This is a genomic window from Streptomyces sp. URMC 123 (assembly GCF_051386515.1).
Lineage (GTDB): Bacteria > Actinomycetota > Actinomycetes > Streptomycetales > Streptomycetaceae > Streptomyces.
In genome coordinates, this window is the sequence record NZ_JBPQTV010000003.1 from 33,025 (window position 1) to 48,934 (window position 15,910).

The 15,910-nt window shown below is 72.7% G+C and carries 14 protein-coding genes; 10 read left to right on the top strand and 4 right to left on the bottom strand.

The genetic code is table 11. From position 1 onward, the window contains the following. Window positions 1-105: 105 nt before the first annotated feature. On the top strand, window positions 106-963 hold the full coding sequence (locus ACSNOD_RS01115) for a DUF4344 domain-containing metallopeptidase (RefSeq protein WP_436764770.1): 858 nt from the start codon (window positions 106-108) through the stop codon (window positions 961-963). A 58-nt stretch (window positions 964-1,021) separates the two neighbouring features. Here ACSNOD_RS01115 and ACSNOD_RS01120 read toward each other — a convergent pair whose 3' ends face one another. Then, entirely contained in the window at window positions 1,022-1,258 is a 237-nt protein-coding gene (locus ACSNOD_RS01120) for a hypothetical protein (protein ID WP_436764771.1), read from the bottom strand. Window positions 1,259-1,652: 394 nt separating this feature from the next. On the opposite strand from ACSNOD_RS01120, the gene ACSNOD_RS01125 reads away from it, so the two are divergent. Further along, complete coding sequence (locus ACSNOD_RS01125; RefSeq protein ID WP_436764772.1) at window positions 1,653-2,015, top strand: hypothetical protein; 363 nt, start codon at window positions 1,653-1,655, stop codon at window positions 2,013-2,015. Window positions 2,016-2,121: 106 nt separating this feature from the next. Here ACSNOD_RS01125 and ACSNOD_RS01130 read toward each other — a convergent pair whose 3' ends face one another. Continuing rightward, the gene (locus tag ACSNOD_RS01130; RefSeq protein WP_436764773.1) at window positions 2,122-2,916 is read right to left on the bottom strand and encodes a CAP domain-containing protein; all 795 of its coding nucleotides are present in this window, start codon (window positions 2,914-2,916) and stop codon (window positions 2,122-2,124) included. A 358-nt stretch (window positions 2,917-3,274) separates the two neighbouring features. Here ACSNOD_RS01130 and ACSNOD_RS01135 point away from each other — a divergent pair, with 358 nt between their 5' ends. The 4 genes from ACSNOD_RS01135 (at window position 3,275) to ACSNOD_RS01150 (ending at window position 9,919) form a co-directional block, all read left to right on the top strand. Beyond that, entirely contained in the window at window positions 3,275-3,556 is a 282-nt protein-coding gene (locus ACSNOD_RS01135; protein ID WP_436764774.1) for an acylphosphatase, read from the top strand. Window positions 3,557-3,921: 365 nt separating this feature from the next. Beyond that, on the top strand, window positions 3,922-4,134 hold the full coding sequence (locus tag ACSNOD_RS01140) for a hypothetical protein (protein WP_436764775.1): 213 nt from the start codon (window positions 3,922-3,924) through the stop codon (window positions 4,132-4,134). A 412-nt stretch (window positions 4,135-4,546) separates the two neighbouring features. Beyond that, complete coding sequence (gene smc, locus ACSNOD_RS01145) at window positions 4,547-8,281, top strand: chromosome segregation protein SMC (protein WP_436764776.1); 3,735 nt, start codon at window positions 4,547-4,549, stop codon at window positions 8,279-8,281. Window positions 8,282-8,488: 207 nt separating this feature from the next. Then, on the top strand, window positions 8,489-9,919 hold the full coding sequence (locus ACSNOD_RS01150) for a sugar porter family MFS transporter (protein WP_436764777.1): 1,431 nt from the start codon (window positions 8,489-8,491) through the stop codon (window positions 9,917-9,919). 124 nt (window positions 9,920-10,043) lie between these two features. Here ACSNOD_RS01150 and ACSNOD_RS01155 read toward each other — a convergent pair whose 3' ends face one another. Then, window positions 10,044-10,484, bottom strand: coding sequence for a hypothetical protein (locus ACSNOD_RS01155; protein WP_436764778.1), 441 nt, complete (start codon window positions 10,482-10,484; stop codon window positions 10,044-10,046). Between ACSNOD_RS01155 and ACSNOD_RS01160 the strand changes: the two genes are divergently transcribed. After that, window positions 10,483-11,556: a sensor histidine kinase gene (locus tag ACSNOD_RS01160; protein WP_436764779.1), complete on the top strand. Its 1,074-nt coding sequence runs from the start codon at window positions 10,483-10,485 to the stop codon at window positions 11,554-11,556. The genes ACSNOD_RS01155 and ACSNOD_RS01160 overlap by 2 nt on opposite strands. Then, the gene (locus ACSNOD_RS01165) at window positions 11,541-12,188 is read left to right on the top strand and encodes a response regulator transcription factor (protein ID WP_436764780.1); all 648 of its coding nucleotides are present in this window, start codon (window positions 11,541-11,543) and stop codon (window positions 12,186-12,188) included. Before ACSNOD_RS01160 ends, ACSNOD_RS01165 begins: the two co-directional genes overlap by 16 nt. Before the next feature lie 102 nt (window positions 12,189-12,290). On the opposite strand, the gene ACSNOD_RS01170 is transcribed toward ACSNOD_RS01165, so the two are convergent. After that, complete coding sequence (locus ACSNOD_RS01170; protein ID WP_436764781.1) at window positions 12,291-13,772, bottom strand: purine-cytosine permease family protein; 1,482 nt, start codon at window positions 13,770-13,772, stop codon at window positions 12,291-12,293. Window positions 13,773-14,006: 234 nt separating this feature from the next. On the opposite strand from ACSNOD_RS01170, the gene ftsY reads away from it, so the two are divergent. Next, entirely contained in the window at window positions 14,007-15,227 is a 1,221-nt protein-coding gene (gene ftsY / locus ACSNOD_RS01175) for a signal recognition particle-docking protein FtsY (RefSeq protein WP_436764782.1), read from the top strand. Window positions 15,228-15,650: 423 nt separating this feature from the next. Continuing rightward, window positions 15,651-15,863, top strand: coding sequence for a hypothetical protein (locus ACSNOD_RS01180; RefSeq protein WP_436764783.1), 213 nt, complete (start codon window positions 15,651-15,653; stop codon window positions 15,861-15,863). Window positions 15,864-15,910: the final 47 nt, after the last annotated feature.

Genomic DNA, 15,910 nt, shown 5'->3' on the forward strand with positions numbered 1-15,910 from the left:
GCGGGGGCGCTCGGGCCGGGTGGGCCGCGGTCAGTCGGGGGAGTGCGATCACTCGAACGCGGTCCAGGGGTCGGGTCGTGGCCCCGCGCGGGGCAGAGTGTTCATATGACATTCCGACCGGACCTCCGGCCGCCCTGGTCGGCCGGGCCGGCCCGCACCCGACGCGCGCTGGTGACCGCGGCGCTGTTCGGGAGTGTGTGTGCCGCGCTCTCGGCCGTGGCCTTCTCGGGGGCCGGACTCACCGGCGGCGCGTCGGCGCGCGGCGCCCCGGCCGCGGGCGGACTGGTCGTCACCCACGAGCCGGCCGGCCCGGGATACGGCGACGAGGCCGCGTATCTGAGGGACCGCCGGCTGCTGGAGCGGGTCGCCGACCGCGTCAACGAACGGGTCGCGCTGCCCACCACCGTCACGGTCACCGCCCGCGGCTGCGGGTCCGGCGAGGTCTCCTACGACCCGGACGCCTCCCGGATCGACGTCTGCTACGAGCACGTGGCCGAGACCCGCGACCTCTTCCGCGGCGCCGGCCGCACCCCCGAACAGGCCGCGGAGGCGACCGAGGGCGTCCTGACCGAGACCCTCTACCACGAGACCGCCCACGCGCTGATCGACAAGCTCGAACTGCCGTACGTGGGACGGGAGGAGGACGTCGCCGACCAGTTCGCCGCCTATGTCCTCGTCCAGCAGGGCGAGGCCGGCCGGCGCCATCTCCTGTGGGCCGCCGACGACTACGACCTCTACGCACAGCGCGGCGGCCCGGCGGACGTCGACTTCTCCGACGAGCACCCGCCCGACGCGGCCCGCTCGGCCAACTACCGCTGCTATCTCTACGGCGCCGACCCCGGCCGCTTCGCCTCGCTCGTCGACGGTCGGCGCCTCACCCGGGACCGGGCGGGGCTCTGCGCCGACGAGTACCGCGACCTCCAGCGCGGCTGGTCCCGCCTGCTCGCCCCGCACCGCCGCTGAGCGGCCGTCGGTCCGGCGCCGTACGCTCCGGAGGCTCGCGAGCGCCGAGTGCCCCCGCTCAGACGATGTGCACGCGTTCGAGCGTCCCGTCCTCGGTGCGCAGCAGGACGTGCCGGCCCTCGGCCATCTCCCTGGCCAGGAACGCGTACACCTGGACGGCGCGGTTGATCACGTCCGACTTGGAGAGCCCGGAGATCTCCGTCAGCTCCTGCACCGCCTGCACGGCGGCGGGGACGAAGGTCACCGAGTAGCGCTCGCTCTCCACGGATTCCACGGGTCGCAGCGACCTGCTCATAAGGACCTTTCCCTCGCTCGCGCGGGATGCCCGTCCGATGCGGGCAGAGCACCGCTGACATCTGCACTCTCTCACAGATGCATCTGCCGCGCAGCCGGAGTGGTGCATTCCTGGTGCGCAGCTGGTGCGCCTGCGCTACGGTGACATACGAGCGCCCGCCTCGCGACCGCATGGGGGATGAACGCGGGTGGGGTGCTCCCGGGCGCGGTCGCCGACGAGCGCCGACGCCCGGAACACCGGGATAACACAGGGAAGTCGCCGATCGAGAGGAGTGCTCATGCGCACTCACCAACCCTCCGCGCTGCCCCCTTAGCGGGCGGCGGAGGAGGTGCCCGGACTCAGCCGCGCACTCGACAGGGGTGCGCAGTCGGGGCACAGGTACGGAAAGGCTCCCATGGTCATCGACAAGGACGTGGCCGTCCCCGCCGTGCGCGACGCCGCTCCCGCCCCGGAGGGCGGGCCGGGCCCGACGGACACGGTGTTGGACGAACCCACGTCGGCAGCCACCGTCAGCATCGGTCTCACCCCGGACGGCCCGGAGGTCTCGGCCACCGTGCCGGGGGAGTGGAGCGGCCATCTGCTGCGCACTCTCGGCCACCTGGGCACCACCGTCGCCACGGTGGTCGGCCCGGTCGTCGTACTGAACGCGAGCAGAGGGGCCGATCTCCCCTGGCCGGCCGTCGCGGGGCTCGCCCTGCTGCTGACCCTCATGCCCTTGGTGCTGCTCCTGCTGAGCGACCGTCGGGCGCGGGACTGAGCATCACCCGCGGCCGGGTGCTCCGCGGGGTCCGGCGCGGAGGTGCGCCCCCTGCCGGGGCGCACCTCCACCCACCGCGGGGCGGGCACGCGCGGTCGACAAGCCGTCAGAAACCGAAGTTCTGGGTCCACCACGGGCCGCCGGGGCCGAAGTGGGCGCCCACGCCCAGGGTGGTGAAGTCGCAGTTCAGTATGTTCGCCCGGTGGCCCGGGCTGCTCATCCAGGCGTCCATCACCGCTTGGGGGTCGGTCTGGCCGCGGGCGATGTTCTCGCCGCCCAGATGGTCGATTCCGGCCTCGTCGGCCCGGTCCCAGGGCGTTCTGCCGTCCGGGTCCGTGTGGGCGAAGAAGTCCCGCTCCGCCATGTCCTCGCTGAACTCCTCCGCCAGCCGGGCGAGTTCGGCGTCGTAGCGCAGCGGCGTACAGCCCGCCCGGGCGCGCTCGCGGTTGACCAGGGAGAGCACCGCGCTCTCCGCGGCGGAGGGCGCCCGGACCGCCGCGGCGCGGGCGCGCGGCACACCGGTCGCGGCCGGTGCCGCCTGTCGCCGCGCCCCGGCCGGCGCCTTGCCCGGCGCGGCGGAGGCCCGCTGTCCGGAGGCCGGCTTCCCGGGAGCCGCCTTCCCGGCGCCGGGCGCCGCCGGAGCTCTTCGCGCGGCGCGGCTCGACGGCTCGTCCGCCGTGTGCGAGGGGGCGGCGCCCGGCGACGGGGCGCGGTCGGCGCCGCGGTCGGCCGGGGCGGGGGCCCGGTCCTCGGGGGCGGCGTACGGCGTCGCCCCCGGTGCGCCCCCGGCCGGGCCGAGGGTCTGCACCCGCTCGGCGGAACCACTCGCTCCGCCGAGGGCGAAGGTCTGGCCACCCCCGGGGATCATCCCCGAGGCCACCGCCACGGCACCCAGTGCCATGGCGGCGGTGGTCCCCAGGAGGCCCGCCCGGGCGGGCGGCCGGCCGCGGTGGGCGCCCCGCCGCCGAGTGGCGGAGGCCGATCCGGGCGGCGCGGGGGCGATCGCGGCCGCGGAGGCGATCGCCGGGGGCTTGGGGGCAGAGCGTCGGTGGCGGCCCATCTGCTGCTCTCCTCTGGTCCTCGGTCCGCTGGGTCGTCGGCGGCGTTCCCCCGTCGACTCGATCGCGGACCTGGCCGGAGCGGCCCCAGGGGCATCAGCCGCCTCACTCGCAAGGGTGAGGTGCGTCGACCGGCGACTGTACGGCATCGCCTCCGGGGCGGAAGTGCTTCCTGGGCAATTGGACGGTTAACGTGCGCACATGAACGAAGATGCCCGTCTCACCGTCTGGGTCCGTGGCCACGTCCAGGGCGTCGGCTTCCGCTGGTTCACCCGAGCGACCGCACTGGAGATCGGCGGCCTCACCGGCTTCGTCTCCAACCTCGCCGATGGCCGGGTGCAGGTGCTCGCCGAGGGGCCGCGCGAGCGCTGCGAGCGCCTGCTGGACTGGCTCCGGGCCGGCGACACGCCCGGCAGGGTGGACGGCGTCACCGAGATCTGGGACACACCGCGCGGCGGATACGAGGGCTTCGAGGCCCGCTGAGGCCCGCGCCCGGCGCCGGCCCGCGGGCGCTCCCCGGTCCGCGAAGTGCCCGCTCAGGGCGCCGATGACCTGGTGGTTGCCAGATCGGCGACATCGTGCAAGGCTGCCGCGTAAGAAAGATCTCCACGCCCCCGCGGGCCCCCTGGAGAGGCAGCGCCGCGCCATCCGCCGCCGCGCGCCCCGGGCCGCCCGAGGATACGGGGTGTGATCGTGTTGACCGTCAAACTTTTTGGTGAGACGCTGGAATCCCCGCGCACCCTACCTGTTTGACATTGAGAACAATGGTGATGGCAGACACCGCGGGTGCGATTCCCTCACGACCCACACCGCTTCGGTCGGTCACTCAGTGTGGAGGACCATCCATCATGGCAAAGGCGCTTCTCGGTTACGTCGGCGGTTCCGACCCGCGACTCCTCGCCGAGATGCGACGGCTCCAGCAGCGTGTCCAGGACCTCGAGTCCGAGCTCGTACGGATTCAGGCCGAGAACGACGCGCTGTCCGCCGCCGCACACCACGGCGACTCGTTGCTCAAGAGCATCGACATCGACGTACACCAGTCGGAGCCTGCGCTCACCTGATGCAGCACACGCCAGCGGCCCGATTCAGTACATGACAGCGGCCACGGCCCGCCGGGCCGCTGTGACGCCGTCGCGTCACCCGTGGTTGAAAGCTGAAGAATAGAAGAATCCACAAGGGACGCCTCCGTACGGCGTCCCTTTGTCTTGTCCGTACGGCGTCCCTTTGTCCCGCCTGCCGTGGCCGTCGCCCTTCGGTTCCGGACCGTGGGGCCCGCTTCTTCCGCTCCTCCGTGCCCTCTCCGCGCCTTCCGGTCCGTCCCGAGATGTCGCCCCGCCGTTCCCTGCCTCTGATGTGCCCTGCGCCTTCGCGGGTGAAACCGGGGGTGAACGCGGAAAAAAGCGTACGGCGGCGCGCCGGAGCCGTACTCCAGCGACGCTGGTGCGCGGGGGCCGCCCGGTAGAGTCCAACGGCGTGCACCTCAAGAGCCTGACCCTGCGCGGGTTCAAATCCTTCGCCTCGGCGACCACCTTGCGGTTCGAGCCGGGCATCACCTGTGTGGTGGGCCCCAACGGCTCCGGCAAGTCGAATGTCGTCGACGCCCTCTCCTGGGTCATGGGCGAGCAGGGCGCCAAGTCGCTGCGCGGCGGCAAGATGGAGGACGTCATCTTCGCCGGCACCACCGGCCGGCCGCCGCTCGGCCGCGCCGAGGTGTCCCTCACCATCGACAACTCCGACGGCGCGCTGCCCATCGACTACGCCGAGGTCACCATCACGCGGATCATGTTCCGCAACGGCGGCAGCGAGTACCAGATCAACGGCGACACCTGCCGGCTGCTCGACATCCAGGAGCTGCTCTCCGACTCCGGCATCGGCCGCGAGATGCACGTCATCGTCGGCCAGGGCCAGCTGGACTCCGTTCTGCACGCCGACCCCATGGGCCGCCGCGCGTTCATCGAGGAGGCCGCCGGCGTCCTCAAGCACCGCAAGCGCAAGGAGAAGGCGCTGCGCAAGCTGGACGCGATGCGGGCCAACCTCGCCCGGGTGCAGGACCTGTCCGACGAACTGCGCCGCCAGCTCAAGCCGCTGGGCCGGCAGGCGGCTGTGGCCCGGCGGGCCGCCGTCATCCAGGCCGACCTCCGCGACGCCCGGCTGCGGCTGCTCGCCGACGACCTCGTCACCCTGCGCGAGGCGCTGCGCGCCGAGGTCGCCGACGAGGCCGCCCTCAAGGAGCGCAAGCGCGTGGCGGAGGCCGAACTGCTCGCCGCCCAGCAGCGGGAGGCCGCCCTGGAGGAACAGGTCCGGGCGCTCACGCCGCGCCTGGAGGAGGCCCGGCGCACCTGGTACGAGCTGTCCCAGCTGGCCGAGCGCGTCCGCGGCACCATCGGCCTGGCGGACGCCCGGGTGCGCAGCGCGAGCGCGGCGCCGCCGGAGGACCGGCGCGGCCGCGACCCCGAGGACATGGAGCGCGAGGCCGCCCGCATCCGCGAGCAGGAGGCGGAGCTGACCGCGGCCCTGGAGGCCGCGCGGGCCGCCCTGGAGGACACCGTCGCGCACCGCGCCGAGCTCGAACGCCTCCTGGCGCAGGAGGAACGGCGACTGAAGGACGCCGCCCGCGCCCTGGCCGACCGCCGGGAGGGCCTGGCCCGGCTGCACGGCCAGGTCAACGCGGCCCGCAGCAAGGCCGGTTCGGCCCGCGCGGAGATCGAACGGCTGACGGAGGCGGGGGACGGCGCCCGGGAGCGGGCGGTGGCCGCCCAGGAGGAGTACGAGCAGCTGCGCGCCGAGGTGGCGGGCCTGGACGCGGAGGACGCCGAGCTCGCCCGGCGCCACGACGAGGCCCGGAGCGGGCTGGCCGAGGCCGAGGCCGCGCTCGCCGCCGCCCGGGAGGCCGCCACCGCCGCCGAGCGCAGGCGGGCCGCCACGCAGGCCCGGCACGACGCGCTCGCCCTCGGGCTGCGCCACAAGGACGGCACCGGCGCCCTCCTCGGCGCCGCCGAGCGCCTCGGGGGGCTGCTGGGCCCGGCCGCCGAACTGCTCACCGTCGAGCCCGGCCACGAGGTGGCCGTGGCCGCGGCCCTCGGCGCGGCGGCCGACGCGATCGCGATGACGGACCCGGGCACGGCGGCCGAGGCCATTCGGCTGCTGCGCAAGCAGGACGGGGGCCGGGCGGCGATACTGCTCGGCTCGACGGCGACGGCGACGGCATCGACAACGGCCTCCGCGGCTCCCGGCGCGGCCACCGCCCCCGCCGACGGCCCCGCTTCGGCAGGCAGCCCCGCTTCCGCCGACGGCACCGCTTCCGCCGACGGCCCCGCCCCCGACCGGCTCACCCGCGCCGCCGATCTCGTCCGCGGCCCGGCCGAGCTGATGCCGGCCGTACGGCGGCTGCTGCGGGACGTCGTCGTGGTCGGCACCCTGGAGGACGCCGAGGACCTGATCGCCGCGCACCCCGCCCTGACGGCGGTGACGGCCGAGGGGGACCTGCTGGGCGCCCACTTCGCCCACGGCGGCTCCGCCGCGGCCCCCAGCCTCCTGGAGGTGCGGGCCTCCGTCGACGAGGCGGCGCGCGAGCTGACCGCCCTGGCCGTGCGCTGCGAGGAGCTGGCCGCGGAGCAGCACCGCGCGGCCGACGTCAGGGCCCGGGCCGCCGCGCTCGTCGAGGAGCTGGGGGAGCGCCGGCGCGCCGCCGACCGCGAGAAGTCCACGGTCGCCCAGTCCCTGGGGCGCCTCGCCGGGCAGGCCAGGGCGGCCGAGGGCGAGGCCGAACGGACGGCGGCGGCCGTGGCACGGGCCGAGGAGGCGCTGCTGCGCGCCACCGAGGAGGTGGAGGAGCTCACGGCCCGGCTGCTCACCGCCGAGGAGGAGCTGGCGGCGGGGGAGCACGGCGCCGACGAGCCGGACACCTCCGTACGGGACCGGCTGGCGGCCGACGGGGCGAACGCGCGGCAGACGGAGATGGAGGCGCGCCTCCAGGTCCGTACGCACGAGGAGCGGGTCAAGGGGCTCGCGGGCCGGGCGGACGCGCTGGACCGGGGGGCGCGCGCGGAACGCGAGGCGCGGGCGCGCGCCGAGCAGCGGCGCGCCCGGTTGCGGCACGAGGCCGCGGTCGCCGCGGCCGTCGCCGACGGGGCCCGGCAGCTGCTGGCGCATGTCGAGGTCTCGCTGGTGCGCGCCGAGGAGGAGCGGGCGGCCGCGGAGGCGGCGAAGGGGGAGCGCGAGGCGGAGCTGGCCGCGGAGCGCGAGCGCGCCCGGGAGCTCAAGGGCGAGCTGGACAAGCTCATCGACGTCGTCCACCGGGGCGAGGTGCTCGGCGCCGAGAAGCGGCTGCGGATCGAGCAGCTGGAGAGCAAGGCGCTGGACGAGCTGGGCGTGGAGCCGGCCGTACTGATCGCCGAGTACGGGCCCGACCAGCCCGTGCCGGCGAGCGGGGAACCGGCCGGGGCGGCCGCCACCACCCCGGGCGACGGCGGTGAGGGCGCCGAGGACGGCAAGAGGGCCGAGGGCACCGAGGGCGCTGGGGGCGCCGGGGGATCACCGGCCCAGCGGTCCGTGCCGTTCGTCCGCGCCGAGCAGGAGAAGCGCCTGCGGGCCGCCGAGCGGGCGTACCAGCAGCTCGGCAAGGTCAATCCGCTGGCGCTGGAGGAGTTCGCGGCGCTGGAGGAGCGGCACAAGTTCCTGAGCGAGCAGCTCGACGACCTCAAGCGGACGCGCGCCGATCTGTTGCAGGTGGTCCGCGAGGTCGACCAGCGGGTCGAGCAGGTGTTCACCGAGGCGTACCGCGACACCGCGCGGGAGTTCGAGGGCGTGTTCTCCCGGCTCTTCCCGGGCGGCGAGGGCCGGCTGGTGCTGACGGACCCCGAGAACATGCTCACCACCGGTGTGGACGTGGAGGCGCGGCCGCCGGGGAAGAAGGTCAAGCGGCTGTCGCTGCTCTCCGGGGGCGAGCGCTCGCTCACCGCGGTCGCCCTGCTGGTGTCGATCTTCAAGGCGCGGCCGAGCCCGTTCTATGTGATGGACGAGGTCGAGGCGGCGCTCGACGACACCAATCTGCAGCGGCTGATCGGGATCATGCGGGAACTCCAGGAGAGTTCCCAGCTGATTGTGATCACTCACCAGAAACGGACCATGGAGGTCGCGGACGCGCTCTACGGCGTATCCATGCAGGGTGACGGCGTCTCCAAGGTCATTAGCCAGCGCCTTCGTTGATCAACTTCATTACTTGAACACAAGTGACCCTGGCCTCAACGGAAACTTCTTGGTTACGGCCTATTGACTTAGAAACTTGAAGGCATAGTCTCTGCAGCGTTGCGTTTACCTTCAAGTGGTGGGTGCCCTCGCAGAGCCCTCGCATGATGCGCCACTGGAAGGCCCCATCCCACACCCGGCAACGCCGCCGGGGCCCAGGAGTACACGTTGACCAGCACCGCTCCGCCGACCACGGCGCCCGGAGGCCGCAAGGCCGCCCCGGAGCACCTCGGCCACGTCATCTTCATCACGGCAGCGGCCGCGATGGGCGGCTTCCTCTTCGGCTACGACAGCTCCGTGATCAACGGCGCCGTCGAGGCGATCCGGGGCCGCTTCGAGGTCGGCTCCGAGGCGCTCGCCCAGGTCATCGCCGCCGCGCTGATCGGCTGTGCCGTCGGTGCCGCGACCGCGGGCCGGCTGGCCGACCGCATCGGCCGCATCCGCGTCATGCAGATCGCCTCGGCGCTCTTCACCGTCAGCGCGATCGGCTCGGCCCTCCCGTTCGCCCTCTGGGACCTCGCCATGTGGCGGGTGCTCGGCGGTGTGGCGATCGGCATGGCCTCGGTGATCGGCCCCGCCTACATCGCCGAGGTCGCCCCGCCCGCGTACCGGGGCCGGCTGGCCGCCTTCCAGCAGGCCGCGATCGTCATCGGCATCGCCGTGTCCCAGCTGGCCAACTGGGGCATCCTGAACCTCGCCGACGGCGACCAGCGCGGTGAGATAGCCGGGCTGGAGGCCTGGCAGTGGATGCTCGGCGTCATGGTCGTGCCCGCCGCCCTGTACGGCCTGCTCTCCTTCGCGATCCCCGAGTCGCCGCGCTTCCTGATCTCCGTCGGCCGCACCGAACAGGCCAAGAAGGTCCTGTCCGAGGTCGAGGGCGCGGACGTCGACCTGGACCAGCGGATCGTCGAGATCGAGACCGCGATGCGGCGCGAGCACAAGTCGACCTTCCGCGATCTGATGGGCGGCCGTTTCGGTCTGCTCCCGATCGTCTGGATCGGCATCGGGCTCTCGGTCTTCCAGCAGCTCGTCGGCATCAACGTGATCTTCTACTACTCGTCGTCGCTGTGGCAGTCCGTCGGGATCGACCCCTCCAGCTCGTTCCTGTACTCCTTCACCACCTCGATCATCAACATCGTCGGCACCGCGATCGCGATGGTCTTCGTCGACCGCATCGGCCGCAAGCCGCTGGCGCTCATCGGCTCCGCCGGCATGGCGCTCTCCCTGGGCCTCGCCGCCTGGGCGTTCTCCTACAAGACCGGCTCCGGCACGGACATCTCCATGCCCGACCTCCAGGGCTCGGTGGCGCTCGTCGCCGCCCACTCCTTCGTGCTCTTCTTCGCCCTCTCCTGGGGCGTGGTCGTGTGGGTGCTCCTGGGCGAGATGTTCCCGAACAAGATCCGCGCCGCGGGTCTCGGTGTGGCCGCCGCCGCCCAGTGGGTCGCCAACTGGGTGATCACCGTGACCTTCCCGAGCCTCTCCGACTGGAACCTCTCGGGCGCGTACGTGATCTACACGGTCTTCGCCGTGCTCTCGATCCCCTTCATCCTCAAGTGGGTGCCGGAGACCAAGGGCAAGGCGTTGGAGGAGATGGGCTAACCTCCCCGCTGCCCCTCTCCTCACCAACGGGTGCGCCCCGGCTCGATCACCGAGCCGGGGCCCACGCGCGTGTCCGGCCGGAGGGGCGTGACCCAGGCCGCACGGAGCGGCGCCCGACGCCCGATCAGCGCCCCTTGGGGAAGGCGGCGCGCAATGCGGAGCCGCGGGTGATGAACGCGACGCGGACGACGGGCAGCATGCAGACGACCTGCGTCACGGCGTACCACGGCGGACAGACACCCGGGATCAGGTCGACGCCGATGATCGCGATCGGCATGATGACGGCGAGAGCCCTCACGCGCTCGAAGGCCCGTCGAGATCCGTGGGAAGCGGAGACGGTCATCCGGTGGATCAGCACGGCGACCATGGGCAGCAGGACCGCCCGGACCCACATGAACGTGTTCACCATGTGACCGCCGCTCGACACCGCGACGACCGCCAGGAGGGCGACGGCGCCGAGTACGCCGTACACCTTGATGCTGCTCTTCGCCGTGCCGAAGGCCCCTTGAACGCGAGGGCGGTCGAGGAGTGCCGCATCGGCCGTGGTGCGCGGGTTGGTTTCCATGCTCACCGACGCTATGGAGCGCGTGGTCCGCTTCCTCGTCGCGCGGTGGACCGCCACCGTCATCCCCGCCGGATACCGGCAGGTGGAACCGGTGACGCGGATGTCCACCGGGTACTGGTGGAACGGCTTCTCCTACGAGCGCACCCGTCGGGACGCCCTGCTGGATCAGAAGTGGCGGCTCCGGTGGGAAGACCCCGCCACCTGGCGCGACCTGCGGTTCACAGCGATCGTGCCACTCACCGCGGGCGTGGTCGCCGCCCTCCCGCCGACCGGGGTGGCCGCGGCGGTCCTCGGGCTCGGCCGGCCGGGGCTCGCCGCGCGCCTCGTCGGGGCACTCGGCCTGATCGTGGCCGTCGCCTCCGCCCCCTACGCTTGGCGGCTCGTCGAGCCGGTGGCCGTCCGCTTCCTGCGCCCGTCGCCCGCGATGGCGCTGGTCGACCGGGTGGACGAGTTGACCGCCCAGCGCGCGGACTCCACGGTCGCGCAGGCTGCCGAGATCCGCCGGATCGAAAGGGATCTGCACGACGGGGCGCAGGCCCGCCTGGTCGCGCTCGGGCTCTCCCTGGCGACCGCGGAGAAGCTGATGGAGACCGACCCGGAGCGGGCCAAGGCACTGATGCGGGACGCGCGGGCCGGCGCCACCGCCTCGCTGGCCGAGCTCCGCGAGCTGATCCGTGGGATCAGCCCACCCGTGCTGAGCGAGCGGGGGCTCGTCGACGCGGTGCGCGCCCTCGCCCTGGACACCCCGCTCGACGTGACCGTCAGCGCTGACGCCCGGCCGACCCTGGACCCGCCGATGGAGTCGGCCGTCTACTTCGGGGTCGCCGAGCTGCTGACCAACGCGGTCCGGCATGCCCACGCGTCGCGGGCGCGCGTCCGCCTCGCCAGGGACGAGGCCGGCCTCGTGGTCGAGGTCGACGACGACGGCCGGGGCGGGGCCGACGAGCGGGCCGACGGCGGCTTGGCGGGCCTGCGCCGCCGCCTCGCGGTCTTCGACGGCACCCTGGAGATCACCAGCCCACCGGGCGGCCCGACCCGTGTCAGGATGGCGCTGCCATGCGAATCGTCGTAGCCGAAGACCTCTACCTCCTGCGCGACGGGATGGTCCGCCTGATCGAGGCGTACGGGCACCACGTGGTGGCGACAGCGACCACCGGACCCGAAACGCTCGGCGCGCTGCGGACGTGGCGCCCGGATGTGTCCGTCATCGACGTCCGCATGCCACCGCACCAGTCGGACGAGGGCCTGCGGGCAGCCCTCGCCGCCCGCGGCGAGATGCCCGGACTGCCGGTCCTCATCCTCTCCCAGCACGTCGAGCAGCTGTACGCCCGCGAGCTCCTGGCCGACGGCTCCGGCGGCGTCGGCTACCTGCTCAAGGAGAGCGTGTTCGACGCCGACCAGTTCATCGGCGCCCTGGAGCGCGTCGCGGGCGGCGGGACCGCCATGGACCCGGCCGTCATCGCGAAACTGCTGTCCGGCGGTTCCCCGATGCGGGAACTCGAACGGCTCACCGAACGCGAGTACTCCGTACTGGCCCTCATGGCCGAGGGGCTGTCCAACCAGGCCATCGGCCGCCGCCTCTTTCTCAGCGAGAGCGCCATCAGCAAGTACACCACCTCCCTGTTCGGCAAGCTCGGCATCTCCGAGGATGACGAGACCAACCGCCGTGTCCGCGCCGTCCTCACCTACCTGAACAAGCCGTAGCCCGGTCCGGCCCCTGACACGATCACCGCACTTGCGCACATGCGGAACGGCCCCCGCGCCACAAGGGCGCGGGGGCCGTTCGAGAGGGGTGGGGCGGAGGCGTCAGGCCACGGGAGCCGCGGTCCGCTCCTCCTCGGTCGCCTGGGACGGCACCCGGGCGCCGGCCCCGGCCCCGACCGAGGTGCCCGGCCGCGCCGGCGGCAGCACCGCGTACAGGATCGCCGCGATGGCGATCGTCACCACCCAGGCCAGGCCGTTGCGGCCCAGCCAGGTCTCCGAGAGCGGACCGGAGAACCAGGTCACCGAGGTGAAGCAGAGGCCGGTGAGCAGCGCCGCGCCCCAGGCCACCATCGCCTGCCAGCAGAACCCGCCCGCGTACCAGTACGCGCTGGTGCGCGAGGTGTCCATCAGCGCCTTCGGGTCGTACTCCTTGCGGCGCAGCATGTCCACGCCGAACACGCCGATCCAGGCCGAGAAGGACACCGCGAGCAGCGTCAGGAACGCGATGAAGGAACCGATGAAGCTGGTGGCGACGATCATCAGCAGCGCGCCGCCCACCAGGCTGATCGCCGCGTTCACGCTGACCGCCCAGGCGCGCGGCACATTGATGCCGAGCGTCTGCGCCGTGAAGCCGGCCGAGTACATGGACAGGCTGTTGATCAGGAGCATGCCGACCAGCGCGATCAGCAGATACGGCACGGCGATCCAGGTCGGCAGCAGCTTGCCGATGAAGGAGACCGGGTCGGAGGCGGACGCCAGGTCCGGCGTGCCGACCGCCATCACGGCGCCCATCAGCACCATCGGCACCACGACGATGCCCGCGCCGCCCACCGTGTTGCCGACGATCGCCTTGCCGGAGGCGGTGCGCGGCAGGTAGCGGGAGAAGTCCGCGCCGGAGGGGGCCCAGCTCAGGCCGCCCGCGGCGATGGTGCCGATGCCCGCGATCAGCATCGCGGTGGAGCCGGCCGGCTTGTCGAAGACGGCCTGCCAGTCGGTGTCGGCGATCAGATAGACGAGCACCAGCACGCTGAACGCGCCGAAGAAGTACGCCGACCACTTGTTGCACAGCAGCAGCACCTTGCGGCCCATGCCACTGACCGCGAAGGTGCAGCCGACGAAGACCAGCAGGGTCAGCACGATCAGCACGGTGTTGCTCTTGATGCCGAAGAGCAGGTCGAGCACCGTGAGAATCGCGTAGGCGCCGGTGACCGCGTTGATGGTCTCCCAGCCCCAGCGCGCCACCCAGGTGACCGCGCCCGGGAAGAGGTTGCCGCGCTGGCCGAAGACCGCCCGCGAGAGCGTCATGCCCGGCGAGCCGCCGCGCTTCCCGGAGATGGTGAGGAAGCCGACGATGCCGTAGCTCACCAGCGGCGCGCAGACGCCGACGACCAGGGCCTGCCAGAAGTTGAGCCCGTTGGACACGATCAGGCCGGCGCCCATGGTCAGCAGCAGCACGCTGATGTTGGCCGCGACCCAGGTGGGAAAGAGCTCTCTGACTCTGCCCCCGCGCTCTTCGTCGGGGACCGGCTCAATGCCGCGGGTCTCGACGGCGCCTTCGGCGTCGGTGGGGGAGGTGGTGCCCATGAATGGAGTCTCCGTGCAGGTACGAGCGACGTTGATCGTCAGGAGTCATAGGGGAACAGGGGGACTCTACGCGCGTCGCATAGCTTCGGACCATCGTACTTTGCTCCAACTTTGGGCAAATAGGGGCATTGGTCCTCCGGACAGACCGCAGGAAAGGGCGGCGAGGGACGATCCACCCGGCCGGACCCGCGCCCGTACGGTCCCCGCCCGCGCAGCACCGATACTGGGAGCGTTATGGAAATCGTCATCCTTGCTGTAGTCATCGCACTGGTCGCGGTCGCCGCCGTCAGCGGTCTCGTGGTCAGCGGCCGCAAGAAGAAGCAGCTGCCGCCCACGCCGCCGAGCGCGCCGACCATCACGGCTCCGCCCGCCGAACCGCACGTCGGCGAGGAAGCCGAGACGCCGCGCGACGAACCGCGCCGCACCATCGAAGAAGTCGACCTCCCGGTCGCCGAGGCCCCGCCCGCCGAGGCGCCGGTCACCGAGGCCCCCGCGCCCCCGGCGCCCGCCGCTCCCGAGATCGAGGTCCCCGAGCCCACCGCCGGCCGCCTGGTACGGCTGCGGGCCCGGCTCTCGCGCTCGCAGAACTCCCTCGGCAAGGGCCTGCTCACCCTGCTGTCCCGCGAGCACCTCGACGAGGACACCTGGGAGGAGATCGAGGACACCCTGCTCACCGCCGACGTCGGCGTGAAGCCGACGCAGGAGCTGGTGGACCGGCTGCGCGAGCGGGTCAGGGTCCTGGGCACCCGCACCCCCGACGAGCTGCGCACCCTGCTCCGCGAGGAGCTGCTGAAGCTCATCGGCACGGAGGCCGACCGCTCGGTGCGCACCGAGGGCGGCGCGGACACCCCCGGCGTCGTGATGGTCGTGGGCGTCAACGGCACCGGCAAGACCACCACCACCGGCAAGCTCGCGCGGGTCCTGGTCGCCGACGGCCGCAGCGTGGTGCTCGGCGCCGCCGACACCTTCCGCGCCGCCGCCGCCGACCAGCTCCAGACCTGGGGCGAGCGCGTGGGCGCCCGCACCGTGCGCGGCCCCGAGGGCGGCGACCCGGCCTCGATCGCGTTCGACGCGGTCAAGGAGGGCATCGCCGAGGGCGCCGACGTGGTGCTCATCGACACCGCCGGCCGACTGCACACCAAGACCGGGCTCATGGACGAGCTGGGCAAGGTCAAGCGGGTCGTGGAGAAGCACGGGCCGCTGGACGAGGTGCTGCTGGTGCTGGACGCCACCACCGGTCAGAACGGCCTGGTCCAGGCGCGGGTCTTCGCCGAGGTCGTGAACATCACGGGCATCGTGCTCACCAAGCTCGACGGCACCGCCAAGGGCGGCATCGTCATCGCCGTCCAGCGCGAGTTGGGCGTGCCGGTGAAGCTGGTGGGCCTGGGCGAGGGCGCGGACGACCTGGCACCGTTCGAGCCCGAGGCGTTCGTCGACGCGCTCATCGGGAGCTGAACCGCCGCCCGGGGCGTGCGTCGCGCTCCCGAAGCGCGAACCGCCGCCCGAGGGGTCGGGCGTCCCTGTCGAAGCGTGAAGCGCCGACGAAAGTGCTCTAGTTGCACCGACGGCATGGGCGGCATCGCGAAGGCGATGCCGCCCATGCCTGTTTCTCCGGGTGTGATGGATGTCTCTGGGCATGGCGGAGCGGACCGTCGATGGCTGGGAGGCTATCGGCGGTCCGCGTTGTGTCCTGGATCTTCGATTGATCAGCTCTCGGGGCGTGCTCTATGTGAGCGAGCTTTCAGGACCGGATGACGTGGCCCTCGGGAGCCCACGTCCCGAGGGTCACGGCCTTGCGGCGGCGGGTGGGTCGTCGGCGGGGCCGGTCGCCGCCCAAAGCGGTGGCGCGGCCCAGGAGGCGGGTTCACAGCGGTTGACGTGGGCGAACTGGAAGGCCATGAGGAGAGCCTGGGCTGCGATGCCGCAGATGCGCCGGGTGCCGGCGTCTTCGAGGGGTTGTCTCTGGAGGCGGCCCTTGGCGAAGCCGTTGGTGCTTTCGCGCGGGCGCGGGCGCGGTCGATCCAGGTCTGTTTGGCGATCTTCTTGGCGAGCCTGCCCTTGGTGGCGTCCTTGAGGCTGGGGCATGGGTGAGCAGTACCAGTTGCCCTCGATGAGTTCGGCTTCGGCGAAGCCGGTCT